The following is a 15,324-nucleotide window of genomic DNA, read 5'->3' as shown; positions in this document are numbered from 1 at the left end:
CAGCCATCACGGCACCGTTTTCGAAACCGGCGCATGCCGCGCCTCAAGAAATGAGTAGCGACATGGCAGAGATACTCAAGAATTTCATTCGCGGTCAGTGGGTTGCAGCAGATGATGCCGCCGAAGACCGCAATCCGGCCAATCCCGACGACCTGATCGGCGTCTATGCCCGTGGCGGCAAGGCCGATGTAGAGGCTGCGGTTGCCGCCGCATCGGCGGCGGCACGGGGGTGGGCGGCAGCCTCCCCGCAGCTGCGGTCGGATGTGCTCCGACGGGCTGGCGATCTCCTTCTGGCGCGCAACGACGAGCTTGGGCGCGTACTGGCGCGGGAGGAAGGCAAGACCCTGGGCGAGGCAAAGGGCGAGGCGCTGCGTGCGGCGCAACTTTTCCACTTCTATGCGGGCGAGGCGGTACGCAATCCGGGCGAAAAGCTGAACTCGATCCGCGATGGGGTCGAGGTGGATGTGATGCGCGAACCCTTGGGGGTCGTGGGTCTGATTACGCCGTGGAATTTTCCGATCGCCATTCCGGCGTGGAAGGCAGCCCCGGCGTTGGCGGCGGGCAATTGCGTGGTGATGAAACCTGCCGACCTGACGCCCGCCTGTGCGCATATTCTGGCCGAAGTGCTGGAGGCGGCGGGTTGTCCGGCGGGGGTGTTCAATCTGGTCATGGGGCGCGGGTCCGAGATCGGGGCAGCCTTGGTGCAGCACCCGGATGTGGCGGCGATTTCCTTCACTGGGTCCGAACGCGTCGGGCGGGGGATCGCGGCGGGTTGTGCGGCGGGGATGAAGAAAGTCCAACTGGAGATGGGCGGCAAGAACCCGATGGTGGTCATGGCCGATGCCGATCTGGACCTTGCGGTGAATGCCTGCCTGAACGGGGCGTTCTTTTCGACTGGGCAGCGCTGCACCGCGTCCTCGCGGCTGATCGTTGAAGACCGGGTCCACGATGAATTCGTCGCCCGACTGAGTGCCGCGATGGGCGCGCTGCCGGTAGGTGACCCGCTGGAGGCGGCAACGCAGATGGGCCCCGTGGTTTCGGAAGGCCAGCTTGCCGGCAACCTTGACTATGTCCGCCTTGCTGCTGAGGAAGGCTGCGAGGTGATTGGCGGCCAGCGGCTGAACCGGCCTGGCAGTTTTCAATCCCCCGCGTTGTTTGTTGGGGCCACCAACCAGATGCGGGTCAGCCGTGAAGAGATCTTTGGCCCCTGTGCCAGTGTCATCAAGGTTGCCGATTTCGACGAAGCGCTGGCCGTGGCCAATGACACGCCATTTGGTCTGTCCTCCGGTATCTGCACGGGATCCCTGAAACATGCGACGGCGTTCCGGCGTGGGTCCAAGGCGGGCATGGTAATGGTGAACCTGCCCACGGCGGGGGTGGACTACCATGTGCCTTTCGGGGGGCGCGGGGCGTCCAGCCTTGGCGGGCGGGAACAGGGGCGGATGGCGATGGATTTCTACACCTCGGTCAAGACCGCCTACGTCTTTGCAGGATGACCGGCATGTTGGAGGCAACGCTTCGCCAGATCCTTGGGCCTAAGGGTTGGGTCGCCAGTGCTGACGCCCGCCCCTGGTCGCGCGATTGGCTCGACCGCTATGGCGCGCCGCCCTTGGGTGTAGCGCGGCCCGCCTCGACCGAAGAGGTTTCCCGAGTGGTAGCCGCCTGTCACGCGGCGGGCGTCGCAATTGTGCCACAGGGCGGCAACACCGGGTTGTGCGGGGCGGCGGTGGCGGGACATGAGGGGGCGGTGATCCTGTCGCTGGCCCGGATGGCATCGATGGATGCCCCCGATCTGGCCAGCGGGACGATCACGGTGCAGGCGGGGGCCGTGCTGGCATCGTTGCACACGGCGCTTGAGGGATCGGGGCTGATGTTTCCACTGCATCTGGGGGCCGAAGGCAGCGCGCAGATCGGCGGGTTGATCGGCACCAATGCAGGGGGCAGCCATGCCTTTCGCTTTGGCATGATGTCCGATCTTGTGCAGGGGCTGGAGGTGGTCCTGTCTGATGGCACAATCTGGAACGGTCTCCGCGCGGTACAGAAAGACAACGCCGGATATGCGCTGCGGAAGCTCTTTTGTGGGGCGGAAGGCACGCTTGGCGTGGTCACACGTGCGGTTCTGCGCCTGTCGCCTCAACCGAGCCATCGGCAGACCGCGCTTCTGGCGCTGCCCGATGGCGGGGCTTTGGTGACTTTTGGTCGCCGCTTGCGGTCTGATGCCGGCGAGTTCCTGACCGGTCTGGAGTTCTTTCCCGACCTAGGATTGTCCTTGGCGCTGCGCCATGTGCCGGGGCTGGTCTTTCCGCTGGAAAGCCGGTCGGAATGGTATCTGCTGGTCGAGGTGGCAAGTACCTCGGCCCGTGTGCCGCTGGATGACATCCTGCAGGATGTTCTGGAATGGGGAATGGCCGAGGGTCTGGTGACAGACGGCGCGCTTGCGGCATCGGAATCGCAACGCGCCGCCTTCTGGCGTCTGCGCGAAGAACAGCCCGAGGGGCAGCGGCTGGAAGGCCCGCAGTTGAAGCACGACATTTCCGTTCCACCCGGGCGCATTGCCGAATTTGTGGCCGAAGGGGCGAATATCTGCGAGGGGCTGCTGCCGGGAACGCGGATCAACCCCTTTGGTCACTTGGGCGACGGCAACATCCACTACAACTTGACCCCACCTCAGGGGCAGGCAGATTTCGGTGGCCTGGGTCCCGATTTCGGACTGTCGCTCGCGCGGCTGGCCGATGGCATGGGGGGCAGCTTTGCCGCCGAACACGGGCTCGGACGATCCAAGGTCGCCTTAGCCGATACGCTGCGCGACCCCGTCGAGCGCGATCTGATGAAACGGATCAAATGCGCCATAGACGACAATGGCATCCTTAATCCTGGTGTGATCATCGCCAAGGACTGACAAGAATTACTTGTCAATTGCCCGCAATTCTTGATTTCGGCAGCGTCCGAAAGGGGGCAGGATGACCGGGAAATCAGCATTGGGAAGAACGTGATGCGAAACGGCGGTCAGCTTTTGGTCGAAAGCCTTGTGGCACTTGGCGCAAGCAAAGGGTTCGGGGTTCCGGGCGAAAGCTATCTGGCGGTGCTGGACGCGTTGCACGATACGAAAGGCCAACTGGACTTCGTGCTCTGCCGGAACGAAGGCGGGGCGGCCTTCATGGCCGCCGCCTATGGCAAGCTGACGGGCCAGCCGGGGCTTTGTTTTGTCACGCGCGGGCCGGGAGTGACCAACGCCTCGATCGGCATCCACACCGCGATGCAGGACTCTGCACCGATGATCATCTTCGTGGGCCAAGTCGGCACCGACATGAAAGGCCGCGAGGCGTTTCAGGAGATCGACTACCGCGCGGTGTTCGGCACGATGGCGAAATGGGCCGTCGAGATCGACGACGTGGCGCGCATCCCCGAAATCCTCGGTCGCGCCTGGGTAACCACCACAACCGGCCGCCCCGGACCTGTGGTCATTGCCCTGCCTGAAGACATGCTGACCAGCCTGACAGATGCCGCCCCCCTGATCGGGCCCGCCCAGATTGCCGAGGCGGCGGCAGAGCCAGAGGCGATGGACGCGGCGCTTGGGCTTCTGGGCAAGGCATCCCGCCCACTGATCCTGATGGGTGGCTGCAACTGGACCGACGCCGGCAAGGCGGCACTTCAAGCCTTTGCCGAAGCTTCGGATATCCCTGTGATCGCCGCCTTCCGCTATCAGGATCAGTTCGACAACCACTCACCCGTCTATGCGGGCGAGGCTGGCGTGGGCATGCCCGCGAACGTGAGACGCCTGATCTGCGAGGCGGACGTGATCCTGGCCATCAACGTCCGCTTTGGCGAGATGACAACCGACGGCTACACGCTGTTGTCCGTTCCGGTCCCCGCTCAGACGCTGATCCATGTGCATGGGTCAGATCGCGAGATCGGCAAGATCTATCAACCTGCGCTTGGGATTCAGGCCGGGCCGAACGCCTTTGCAGCGGCCCTGCGCCCGGTCACCGGCGGATGGACGGCCTGGCGCGCGAAAGGGCGGGCCGAGTGGGAGGCGGGCTTTGAACTTAGCCCGCAGCCTTCGCCGGTGGACATGGGGTTGGCCACGGCGCATCTGCGGGAGATTCTGCCCGAAGATGTGATCCTGACCAACGGGGCGGGCAACTTCACCGTCTGGCCGAACAAGTTCTTCAAGTTTGGCCGCAAGGCGCGGCTTCTCGCGCCGCAATCGGGGGCGATGGGCTATGGCGTGCCGGCTGCAGTGGCCGCCAAGGTGGCCCATCCTGATCGCACGGTCGTCTGTTTTGCCGGGGATGGCGATTTCCAAATGAACTGCCAGGAACTTGGCACCGCGATGCAGGCGGGGGCGCAGCCCATCGTCCTGATCCTGAACAACGGCATCTATGGCACGATCCGGGCGCATCAGGAACGCCACTACCCGGCACGGGTCTCTGGCACTACGCTGGAAAACCCCGATTTCGTGATGCTGGCCAAATCCTACGGCTTTCACGCCGAACGGGTGGAGCGGACCGAGGATTTCCCCGCCGCCTTTGCCCGTGCCCTGGCCTCGCGCACAGGTGCGGTGCTGGACCTGAACATCAGCCCCGAGGCGCTGACCCCGCGCCAGACGCTTTCGCAGATGCGGGAAGCGGCGATTGCGGCAAAGGACAAGAAATGACCTCTCAGATCCGACTTGGTGCCGACATCGGGGGCACCTTCACCGACATCGCGCTGGAAACGCCAAGGGGCATGCATTCCACCAAGGTGCTGACGAACTATGTAGCGCCCGAGCAGGCCATCCTTGACGGGATCGACATCGTGCTGGCCGAGGCCGGGCTTGGATATGACGATCTGGAGATCGTGATCCACGGCACCACGCTGGCCACCAATGCCCTGATCGAGCGGCGCGGCGCACGGACGGCCTTCGTGACGACGGACGGCTTCCGCGATGTGATCGAGATGCGGACCGAAAGCCGGTTCGACCAGTATGACCTGAACATGCAGCTTCCAACGCCGCTGGTCCCGCGCGAAGATCGCTTTACCGTGGCGGGCCGGATTGGCGCGCAGGGGCAGGAACTGGCGCCCCTGGACGAGGTGACGCTTGAGACGCTGGCCAACCGGATCGCATCAGGCGGATTCGGCTCTGTCGCCATTGGCTTCATCCATTCCTACATGAACCCCGCTCATGAGGAACGCGCTCGGGCGATCATTGCGGCCAAGACGGGACTGCCGATCTCGATCTCGTCCGAAGTCTCGCCGCAGATGCGCGAGTTCGAACGCTTCAACACCGTGTGTGCCAATGCCTATGTGCGCCCGCAGATGGCCGATTACTTGGGCCGGTTGCAGGTGCGGTTGAAGGAAAAGGGGGCGGGCTGCCCGGTCTTCATGATCCATTCGGGCGGCGGCCTGATTTCTGTGGAAACGGCTGCCGAGTTCCCTGTGCGATTGGTCGAAAGCGGCCCGGCAGGCGGCGCGATCTTTGCCGCCGACGTGGCAGAGCGCTTCGGCCTGGAGAAGGTTGTCAGCTACGACATGGGCGGCACCACGGCAAAGATCTGCCTGATCGAGGATTTCGCCCCCAAGACCGCCCGGACCTTTGAGGTTGCGCGCTCCACCCGCTTTGCCAAGGGCTCGGGCATGCCGATCTCGATCCCCGTCATCGAGATGATCGAGATCGGCGCGGGCGGCGGATCGATCGCTTGGGTGGATGCCATGGGTCGTATTCAGACAGGACCTGAATCGGCGGCCTCGGAACCCGGCCCGGCCTGCTATCAGCGCGGCGGTCTGCGTCCGGCGATCACGGATGCCGATCTGGTGCTGGGCAAGATCGACCCCGACAATTTCGCGGGTGGCGCGATCAAATTGTCGGCCGCCGCGTCTGAAGCCGCGATCCTGCGCGATGTGGGGGATCGGCTGAAACTGGCTGCCACCCCCGCCGCCTTTGGCATCTGCGAGGTGGTGGACGAGAACATGGCCAATGCCGCGCGCGTCCATGCGGTGGAAAACGGCAAGAACATCTCGGACAACATCATGGTGGCCTTTGGCGGTGCGGCACCTTTGCACGCCGCGCGACTCTGCGAAAAGCTGGGCATCGACCAATGCCTGATCCCGGCGGGGGCTGGCGTTGGATCGGCTATTGGTTTCCTCAAGGCTCCCTTCGGGTATGAGGCGCTGGCCTCCAAGGTCACGCGGCTTTCGGACTTTGTAGCGGATGACGTGAATACCCTGCTGGACGGTCTGAAAGCCACGGCCGAGGGATTTGTGCGCGCGGGCACCGATGGGGCCATCCAGCGCGCGATCACCGCTTACATGCGTTATGTCGGCCAGGGATGGGAAATTCCGGTGGCGCTGCCGGACCGCCCCTTTACTGCAGCGGACGTGGATCTTCTGCGCCAGGATTTCCACGCCAATTACGCCCGCTTCTTTGGCCGCGCCATCGTCGGGCTGGATGGATTGGAGATCGAAATCGTGACCTTCTCGGTCAAGGCGCAGGACAGCCGTCCGGCACCGATGCGTCACGCGCTGACCTTGGGCCGGACGGACGTTGGCGCTTCCATGTCCCGTCCGGTTTTCGATCCGGCGAGGGGGGAAGCTCTGCCCACCGCCATCGTCGAACGCGGGAGCCTTGCGCCCGGCGCCCGGCTTTCCGGTCCTGCCGTGGTGGTGGAACGCGAAACCTCGACCGTCGTCACCTCGCCTTTCGATGTGGTGATGCAAGACGATGGCAGTCTTCTTCTGGTCCGCAAAGGGGTTCAGGCATGACCGATGCTACCTTCGAAATTCGCATGCAGGTCATGTGGAACCGCCTGATCTCGGTCGTCGAGGAACAGGCGATGACGCTGTTGCGCACGGCATTTTCAACCTCTGTGCGCGAGGCGGGCGATCTGTCGGCGGGGGTGTTTGATCCGGCTGGCCGGATGCTGGCGCAGGCGGTGACCGGCACGCCCGGTCACGTCAACACGATGGCCGAGGCAGTCCTGCACTTCATCGCGGAAATCGGCCGCGACAACATGTTCCCCGGCGATACCTATGTGACCAACGATCCCTGGAAGGGTACCGGGCACCTGCACGACATCACCATGGTCTCGCCCAGCTTCAAGGGCGATGTGCTGGTCGGTTTTTTCGCTTGCACAGCGCATGTGGTCGATGTGGGTGGGCGTGGCTTTGGGGCAGATGGCAAGACGGTCTACGAGGAAGGCATCCAGATCCCGATCATGAAGTTCGCCGAACGTGGCCGGGTGAACGCCGATCTGATCCGCATCCTGCGCGCCAATGTGCGCGAGGCCAACCAGGTGGTGGGGGACTTCTATTCGCTGGCTGCCTGCAACGACGTCGGCCACCAGCGTCTGATCCAGATGATGGATGAGATCGGGCTCACAACATTGGATGCTTTGGGAGAGTTCATCTTCTCGCGCACCCATGCGGCCACGCTGGACCGGATCGCCGCTTTGCCAAAGGGCACCTGGGCCAACGAACTTCTGACCGACGGCTATGACAGCCCGGTCAAGCTGGCCTGTGAGGTTTCCATTGCCGAAGGGTCGGTCAATGTCGATTTCACGGGCACGGATGGGATGAGCAAGCATGGCATCAACGTGCCGATCATCTACACCAAGGCCTATGCCTGCTATGCGCTGAAATGCGTGGTGGCGCCGGATATTCCCAACAACTGGGCCTCGCTTGAGGCTTTCACCATTTCCTCACCCACCAACATCCTGAACGCAGAACGCCCCGCTCCCGTGTCGGTGCGCCATGTGATCGGGCATTTGGTGCCTGATCTCGTGCTGGGAGCGCTGGCCCGCGCGCTGCCCGGGCAGGTTCTGGCGGAAGGAGCCGCCGCCTTGTGGAACATTCACATGTCTGTGCGTCCTGTAGCAGGGGCGCAGGGACGGCGGGCCGAGATCCTGATGTTCAACTCGGGCGGCATGGGCGCGCGTCCGGGGTCGGACGGGTTGTCGTCAACCGCTTTCCCCTCAGGCGTGATGACCATGCCGATCGAGGCGACGGAACAGACAGGCCCGGTCGTCGTCTGGCGCAAGGAGTTGAGGCCGGATTCCGGCGGCGACGGCCAGTATCGCGGCGGGTTGGGCCAGGTGATCGAGATCGAACCGCTGCCGGGGCATGAGTTCGATTTCTCGGCCATGTTCGACCGAATCGACCATCCAGCCAAGGGCCGTGATGGCGGTATGTCCGGGGCTGCGGGCAAGGCCGCGCTGGACGATGGCACGGCGCTGAAGCCCAAGGGCTGGCAACATGTGCCCGAGGGTCGGCGGCTGGTGCTGCATCTGCCGGGCGGGGGTGGGTTCGGTGATCCCGCACTGCGCGATCCCGCTGAACGGGCGAAAGATCTGGCCAAGGGCTATGTGACGGAGACGGCGAAATGAGTTATGTCGCAACCCGCCTCGCGGCGGTGAAACCTTCAGCTTCGATGGCGGCCAGCATGGCGGCAAAAGCCCTGCGTGCCACCGGCGTCGATGCGGTCGACCTTGGCCTGGGAGAGCCGGATTTCCCGACGCCCGCCCATGTGGCCGAAGCCGCGCAGAAGGCGGCCCTTGCGGGCGAGACGCTCTATACCCCGGCAGCGGGAACGCTGGCCCTTCGAAAGGCGGTGGCCGAGAAGTTCCGCCGCGAGAATGGCCTCGACTATGGCCCCGATGACATCGTGGTCGCCAATGGGGCCAAGCAGATCATTTTCAACGCGCTGATGGCGACGCTGAATGATGGGGATGAGGCGATCCTGCCCGCGCCCTACTTCGTCAGCTACCCCGAGATGGTGAAGCTTCTGGGAGGGGTGCCGGTCACGCCCGTCTGCGGGGCTGAGTCCGGCTTTCGCCTGACGCCCGCAATGCTGGAAGCCGCCATCACCCCGCGCACCAAATGGCTGTTTCTGAACATGCCGGGCAATCCATCCGGCGCGGTTTATTCGCTGGCGGAATTGCGCGACTTGGGCGCGGTGCTGGCGCGGCATCCGCAAGTTCTGATCCTGTCGGATGAAATCTATGAGCACATCATTTTTGACAGGCGGGAATTCGTCAGCTTCGGTAAAGCCTGCCCTGAATTGCGGGACCGGACGCTGATCGTGAACGGCGTGGCAAAGGCCTATGCGATGACTGGCTGGCGCGTTGGCTACGCCGCCGGTCCCGCGCCACTGCTTAAAGCGATGAACACGGTGCAAAGCCAGTCGGTGACCTCGGTTGCAGCGCCCATGCAGGCCGCGGCTCTGGCGGCGCTGACCGGCCCGCAGGACTGTATCGCCAACTTCCGTGAAGCGTTCGAACGCCGCCGCGATCTGGTAGTTGCCGGTGTGGCGGCCATTCCGGGTCTGAGCCTGTCTCCCCCCGAAGGCGCCTTCTATGCCTATATCGATTGCGCGGGTCTGATCGGACGGGTCACGCCCAAAGGTGACGTGCTGGCCGACGATACAGCGGTGGTCGCCTACCTGTTGAACGAAGGCCATGTCGGAGCCGTCCCCGGCGCCGCCTACGGCCTGTCGCCATTCTTCCGCATCTCGACCGCCACCTCGGACGCCACCCTGACCGAGGCAATGTCTCGCATCGGACGCGCCGTGGCTGCCCTCTCACCCGCAAAGGCTGCATGATGACCAAGCCCCGTTTCAACCGCATCCTTCTGACCGGGGCCGCAGGGCGGCTTGGCACCCATCTTCGGCGCGGCCTGGCCCCGCTGTGCACGCATCTGCGCGTGGCCGATATGGCCGAGATCAAGGACATTCAGCCAAACGAAGAAGCCCTGCAATTCGATCTGGCCGATATGGAGGCGACGATCCGCGCCACCGAGGGCGTCGATGCCATCGTCCATTTTGGCGGTGTGCCGCTGGAGCGGTCCTGGGACAGCATCCTAAACGGCAACATCCGCGGCAGCTATCACATCTACGAAGGCGCGCGAAAGAACGGGGTCGCCCGGGTGGTCTATTCCAGCTCGGTTCATGCGATCGGATATCATCAGATCGAGGATCAGATCGACGCGAATGCCCCGCACCGGCCCGATGGGCTCTACGGTCTGTCGAAATGCTTTGTTGAAGACCTTGGCCGGCTTTACTGGGACAAGTTCGGGATCGAGACGGTGGCCTTGCGCATCTTCTCCAGCTTTCCGGAATTTACTGACCGCCGGATGCTGTGGTCTATGCTGACCTTCGACGATTGCATCCGTCTGGTTGAAGCCAGCCTGACCGCACCTCGCGCGGCCTTTTCCATCGTCTATGGCACCTCTGCAAACCGGCACCGCATGGTCGACAACCGTCTGGCCGCGCATATCGGTTACGTCCCGCAGGACAGCACTGAAGCGTTCCGCGCCGAGGTGGAGGCGCGTCTTTCTCCCCCTGATCCACATGCCCCTGCCGTCAAACACCTGGGCGGTTGGTTCGTCGACCTGGGTCACCCTGATGATGAGGCCGCGAAATGAAGCAATCCTATGATGTCGTGATCGTGGGCGGGGCCGTCATCGGCTCGGCCGTGGCCTATTTCTTGACCGCGAACCCTGACTTCAAAGGTTCGGTCCTGGTGGTGGAACGCGACCCGACCTATTCGAAAGCGGCAACCTCGCTGTCGTCCTCGTCGATCCGGACGCAGTTTTCCAACCCGATCAATGTGAAGATCAGTCAATATGGCAGCGCCTTCATCAATGGCTTTGGTGATGCCATGCAGGTGGCTGGCGAAGCAAGGCCTGACCTGAACTTCCATCAGGGCGGCTACCTGTTTTTGGCAGCGACGGAAGATCAGGAACAGACCCTGCGCGAGAACCACGAGGTGCAGCGCGCCTGTGGAGCAGATGTGGTGCTGTGGACACAGGAAGAATTGGCGCGCGCTTTCCCGCATCTGCGGGTGGATGACATCCGGCTTGCGTCATACGGCCAGTCTGGCGAGGGGTGGTTTTCCAACACAGGGCTGATGAACGGGTTCAAGGCCAAGGCTCGGGCACAGGGGGCCGAATACGTGACGGATGAAGTCGTGGCCATTGGCCGCGATGGGGCACGCGTGACCTCGGTCACATTGAAGTCGGGCGCTGTGGTGCAGGCTGGAACTGTGGTCAACGCCTCCGGCCCGCGCGCGGCCCTGACGGCACGGATGGCCGGCCTTGATGTTCCGGTAGAACCGCGCAAGCGCACCTTGTTCGTCTTCGATTGCGCCAAGACCCCCGAAGGCAGCGCAACCGTCAATCAGGGGCGCCTACCCCTGATGATCGATCCTTCCGGCGTATTCTGTCGCCCGGAGGGGCGGTTCTTCCTGTCGGGCGCCCCGCCGGTCGAAGACCCGGCCGTGGACTGGGACGATTTCGAACCGCGTTACCAGGAGTTCGAGGAGATCATCTGGCCCGCTCTTGCCGAACGCTCGCCCGGGTTCGAGGCGATCAAGGTCGTGAACCAATGGGCTGGGCACTATGATTTTAACACGCTCGATCACAACCTGATCGTCGGTCGGCACCCCGAAGTTGCTAACTTTGTCTATGCCAACGGATTTTCCGGCCATGGGCTGCAACAAGGCCCGGCCGCCGGGCGCGGTGTGTCGGAGCTGATCATCTATGGCGGGTTCCGCACGCTTGATCTGTCCGAAGTGGGCTACGAGCGGATTGCCGAAGGCCGACCCTTCCTTGAGAAGGCCGTGATCTGAGGGGCGAGACACATGGAAAATCAGCGATGAACAATCCCCATGCCCGGTTGCCGCCGTTGAATGCGCTTCGCGTGTTCCACACTGTTGTGCGGCACCGGTCGTTTCGGAGCGCAGCGGAGGAACTCAGCGTCAGCCCGCAGGCGGTCAGCCAGCAGATCAAGCTTCTGGAAGATACGCTTGGGGCGGAGCTCTTTGAGCGCAAGGGTCGCGCCATCGAGCCCAATGAAAAGGCGATCCTGCTTGCTCATTTCGTGCAGGCTGCTTTTGACGAGCTGGAAGAGGGCGTGAGGCGGGTGGCCAAGTCCGACACCCGCAACCGGATCAACGTTAACGCGAGCCCCTATTTTGCGACACGCTATCTTTTGGACCGGATAAACCGCTTCCGCGACATTGCACCCGATGCCGACTTGCGGCTGACGACCATGGTCGATCTGCCGGATTTTGTGGCCGATGACGTGGACGTGGCGATCCAGTGGGGCTTTGGTGCCTGGAAGGGCCATGATGCCACGCTTCTGATGCATGACTACAAGGTGATCTGCTGCACGCCAGAGCTTGCCCGTCGCCTGACAGGCCCGGATGACCTGCAGACCACGCCGCTTTTGCACCCGGTGCTGTCATCGGATCTCTGGCCCAATGTGCTGCGACACCTTGGAGTTCAGGACCGGTCAGGAAAGAACGATATCCAGCTTCAGGATGCCGCGACGATGCGGCGAGCAACTCTGACTGGCCTTGGGATCGGGCTGATTTCGACCATCGACGCGGCCGAGGATCTCAAGCTGGGCAAGCTTGTGGCGCCCTTTGGCCAGGATGTGATGCACAAGATGCCCGAGGCCCAGGTGCCCGGCTTCTATCTTGTGGTGCCAAAGGCGCATCGGCGGGTGAAGACCATCGCCACCTTCTGTCGCTGGATCGAGACCGAGAATTGGCACTCCATGGATGACAAGGAATTTCGCACGCTGGCGGATCAGGCCGCGGTAGGTCGAGACAAGTAATTCTTGTCGTTCTGATGAATTTCTTGATTTGGCGCGGCGACGCAATGGTGCAGCTTTTGTGAAACGGAAAGGGACGACATGGCGCAGGCTTTGGTGACAGGAGCGACAAGCGGGATTGGGCAGGCCATTGCCCTTGCCCTGCACGCCGCCGGTCATCGGGTGATTGCCGTAGGGCGCGATCCGGCGGCTCTGTCAGACCTGCAGGCGCGGGGGCTGATTCCCTTGGCGCTGGATCTGGGCCAGACCGAGGGTCTGTCGGCCCGGCTGGCCGAAGCGCTTCGGGATGCAGCGCCCGACGTGCTGGTAAACAACGCCGGAATGGTCGCACCCCCCGGAAATTTCTGCGACATGGCCGAGGAGGACATCCATCGTCAGGTCGCGACCAACCTGACCCAGGCGCTCTTGATGACCCATGCTGTCGCACCCGGGATGCGCGCGCGCGGCATAGGACACATCTTCTTTACCGGATCGATTGCCGCGCACACGCCCTATCCCAACATGGCGGTCTATGCCGCAACAAAGGCGGCCCTGGGCGGGTTCGCCCAAAGCCTGCGACTGGACCTGTCGCCTTCGGGCGTGCGGGTGACCGAGATTGTTGCGGGCCGGGTGGAAAGCCCGCTCTACAAGGACGTGCTGTCGGCTGACGCCCGCGCCGCGATGTATGCGGGTCAAACGGCGGTTCAACCCGAGGATGTCGCTGCGATGGTTCTGGCCGTGCTGGCATTGCCGCCGCATGTGGATGTGGCGCGGTTCGACATTCTTCCCACGCGCCAGCCCGTCACCCCGCAAGTGCCATCTGAAAAGGAAAAGAAATGAAGGGGTTGTCTGTCGTGATCGTCGGAGGTGGCGCGGGGCTGGGCGCGCTCTTGGCCCGGATGGCTGTTTCTGAAGGCGCCAGTGGCCTTGGCATCATCGACCTGAACGCGGAAGCGGCCGAGGCCGCCCTGGCTCCTGCACGGGCTGCTGGCATCCCGGCCAGCTTCGCAGCCTGCGACATTCGCACCGCTCCAGCCGCGCATGAGGCCTTTGCATCGGTCGCAGCCGTTCTGGGTCGGGTGGACACGCTGATCAACTCGGCCGCAATCTACCCCCGCAAGCCGATCCTTGAGATCACCGATGCCGATTGGGACGCGTCGAACGCGATCAACGTCAAAGGCACCTATCACATGATGGTGGCAGCCATCCGCCACATGCAGGCGCAAGAGGTGAAAGACCGGGTGCGCGGGCGGATCGTCAACATCACTTCGGTTGATGCCTTCAAGGCGCACCCGCAAAATGCCCATTACGCCGCCACCAAGGCCGCCGTGGTCAGCCTGACGAAGAGCATGGCCCATGCGGTGGCACCGGACGGGATTCTGGTCAACTCGGTCGCACCCGCAGGCATGGCCACCGAAAAGGCGCGCGAGGCGGGCTTCCTGGGTGAGTTGGCCAAGGCCAGCCCTCTGGGTCGGGGCGGCGAGCCGGAAGAAATGGCAGAGTGGGTGCTGATGGCTGGAGGGCCGCGCAACACCTACATGACGGGTGAGAACATCATCGTGTCGGGCGGTTACATCTATGCCTGACGAAGCCTGAAACCCCCTGAAATCACAGGGAGATAACTCCGACCGGTAGCGCAGGCCCGGCCGGTGACGGTCAACTATTGCCTGCACCAAACGCCAACATGGGAGTGGCACGAATGAACTGGTTGAAGACGACGACCCTCGCGTTCGGGGCAATGGCCCTGACACCGATTGCAGCACTTGCCGACAATGGCGACACCCTGAAAACCGTGCAGGCGCGCGGCACGCTGAACTGCCCCGGCGACATCGGCTCCTACCTTGGCTTTGCAGAGGTGGACGACAAGGGCGTCTGGAAAGGCATCGACATTGAGCTTTGCCGAGCGATGACCGCCGCGATCTTCGGCGACCCGGCGAAGGCCAACATCATCCCGATCGACTGGGCGCAGCGCTGGCCCTCGCTGCAATCGGGCGACATCGACATCATCATCAAGGCCTCGGGCGGCACGCTGTCGCGCGATGGCGAGTTGGGGCTACAGTTCTCGAACTCCTATTACCTTGGCACCACCAAGGTCATGGCCCATGCCGAGCTTGGCCTGACCAGCCTGAAGGACGCCGCCGGGGGCTCGGTCTGTGTTCCGGCCTCGACGTCGACCGAACGTCAGGTTGCCTCTTATCTCGCCGCCAAGGGCATCGAGATGGAGATCGTCGCCATCGAAAAGAACGAAGAAGTCGAAGCGGCCTACTTCTCGGGTCGTTGCGACACCTTCGCCGCCTGGGGCCCGGTGCTGGCCATCGCTGCCTCGCAATCTGACAATCCCGACGGACACACCCTGCTGCCCGACGTACTGGCGCTGGAGCCGGAAGTGATGATCACCCGCCAGGGCGATGACAACTGGGTCGACATCGCCAACTGGACTCTGTCGGCGCTGCTGTTTGCTGAACAGGAAGGAATCACGTCGGCCAACATCGACGAGGTGAAGGCCAACCCGCCCACCGCCGAGATCGGCAAGTTCCTTGGTGCGACCCCTGGCGTGGGCACGGGCCTCGGCCTGTCCGACGACTGGGCTTACAACGTGATCAAGCAGGTTGGGAACTACTCCGAGATCTTCGAGCGCAGCCTTGGCCAGGGTTCGCCCTACAAGATGCCGCGCGAAATGACGGCGCTGTGGAAAGACGGCGGCGTTCTGTTCCCGCTGGTCTTCGACTGATCCAGCCTCTGGCCGCGGTCTCCTC

General features: G+C 63.4%; 12 protein-coding genes. All 12 read left to right on the top strand.

Translation table 11 applies throughout. From position 1 onward, the window contains the following. Positions 1-62: 62 nt before the first annotated feature. The 12 genes from V6590_RS11685 (at position 63) to V6590_RS11630 (ending at position 15,299) form a co-directional block, all read left to right on the top strand. Positions 63-1,496: an aldehyde dehydrogenase family protein gene (locus V6590_RS11685; protein ID WP_335423139.1), complete on the top strand. Its 1,434-nt coding sequence runs from the start codon at positions 63-65 to the stop codon at positions 1,494-1,496. Continuing rightward, positions 1,493-2,899, top strand: a complete 1,407-nt coding sequence (locus tag V6590_RS11680) for an FAD-binding oxidoreductase (protein ID WP_335423137.1) — start codon at positions 1,493-1,495, stop codon at positions 2,897-2,899. Before V6590_RS11685 ends, V6590_RS11680 begins: the two co-directional genes overlap by 4 nt. Positions 2,900-2,992: 93 nt before the next feature. Beyond that, complete coding sequence (locus V6590_RS11675) at positions 2,993-4,657, top strand: thiamine pyrophosphate-dependent enzyme (protein ID WP_335423134.1); 1,665 nt, start codon at positions 2,993-2,995, stop codon at positions 4,655-4,657. Then, positions 4,654-6,741, top strand: a complete 2,088-nt coding sequence (locus V6590_RS11670) for a hydantoinase/oxoprolinase family protein (RefSeq protein WP_335423132.1) — start codon at positions 4,654-4,656, stop codon at positions 6,739-6,741. Before V6590_RS11675 ends, V6590_RS11670 begins: the two co-directional genes overlap by 4 nt. Next, complete coding sequence (locus tag V6590_RS11665; RefSeq protein ID WP_335423130.1) at positions 6,738-8,360, top strand: hydantoinase B/oxoprolinase family protein; 1,623 nt, start codon at positions 6,738-6,740, stop codon at positions 8,358-8,360. Before V6590_RS11670 ends, V6590_RS11665 begins: the two co-directional genes overlap by 4 nt. After that, entirely contained in the window at positions 8,357-9,574 is a 1,218-nt protein-coding gene (locus tag V6590_RS11660; protein WP_335423128.1) for a pyridoxal phosphate-dependent aminotransferase, read from the top strand. The genes V6590_RS11665 and V6590_RS11660 overlap by 4 nt, the downstream gene beginning before the upstream one ends. Continuing rightward, on the top strand, positions 9,574-10,395 hold the full coding sequence (locus tag V6590_RS11655; RefSeq protein WP_335423126.1) for an NAD-dependent epimerase/dehydratase family protein: 822 nt from the start codon (positions 9,574-9,576) through the stop codon (positions 10,393-10,395). Before V6590_RS11660 ends, V6590_RS11655 begins: the two co-directional genes overlap by 1 nt. Further along, positions 10,392-11,600 (top strand): NAD(P)/FAD-dependent oxidoreductase, encoded by a 1,209-nt coding sequence (locus V6590_RS11650; protein ID WP_335423124.1) that lies wholly within the window; start codon positions 10,392-10,394, stop codon positions 11,598-11,600. Before V6590_RS11655 ends, V6590_RS11650 begins: the two co-directional genes overlap by 4 nt. 26 nt (positions 11,601-11,626) lie before the next feature. Next, the gene (locus V6590_RS11645; protein WP_335423122.1) at positions 11,627-12,592 is read left to right on the top strand and encodes a LysR substrate-binding domain-containing protein; all 966 of its coding nucleotides are present in this window, start codon (positions 11,627-11,629) and stop codon (positions 12,590-12,592) included. Between the two features lie 78 nt (positions 12,593-12,670). Next, positions 12,671-13,408 carry an SDR family oxidoreductase gene (locus V6590_RS11640; RefSeq protein ID WP_335423120.1) on the top strand — a complete coding sequence of 246 codons (738 nt, stop codon included), beginning with the start codon at positions 12,671-12,673 and terminating at the stop codon, positions 13,406-13,408. Then, complete coding sequence (locus tag V6590_RS11635; protein ID WP_335423118.1) at positions 13,405-14,154, top strand: SDR family NAD(P)-dependent oxidoreductase; 750 nt, start codon at positions 13,405-13,407, stop codon at positions 14,152-14,154. The genes V6590_RS11640 and V6590_RS11635 overlap by 4 nt, the downstream gene beginning before the upstream one ends. A 113-nt stretch (positions 14,155-14,267) precedes the next feature. Continuing rightward, complete coding sequence (locus tag V6590_RS11630) at positions 14,268-15,299, top strand: amino acid ABC transporter substrate-binding protein (protein ID WP_335423116.1); 1,032 nt, start codon at positions 14,268-14,270, stop codon at positions 15,297-15,299. Positions 15,300-15,324: the final 25 nt, after the last annotated feature.

Origin of the sequence: Gemmobacter denitrificans (genome assembly GCF_036964905.1) — a bacterium.
In the GTDB taxonomy this organism is placed as follows: Bacteria; Pseudomonadota; Alphaproteobacteria; order Rhodobacterales; family Rhodobacteraceae; genus Gemmobacter; species Gemmobacter denitrificans.
The sequence above is the reverse complement of the archived record's forward strand: the minus strand, read 5'-3'. Positions and strand labels throughout refer to the sequence as shown.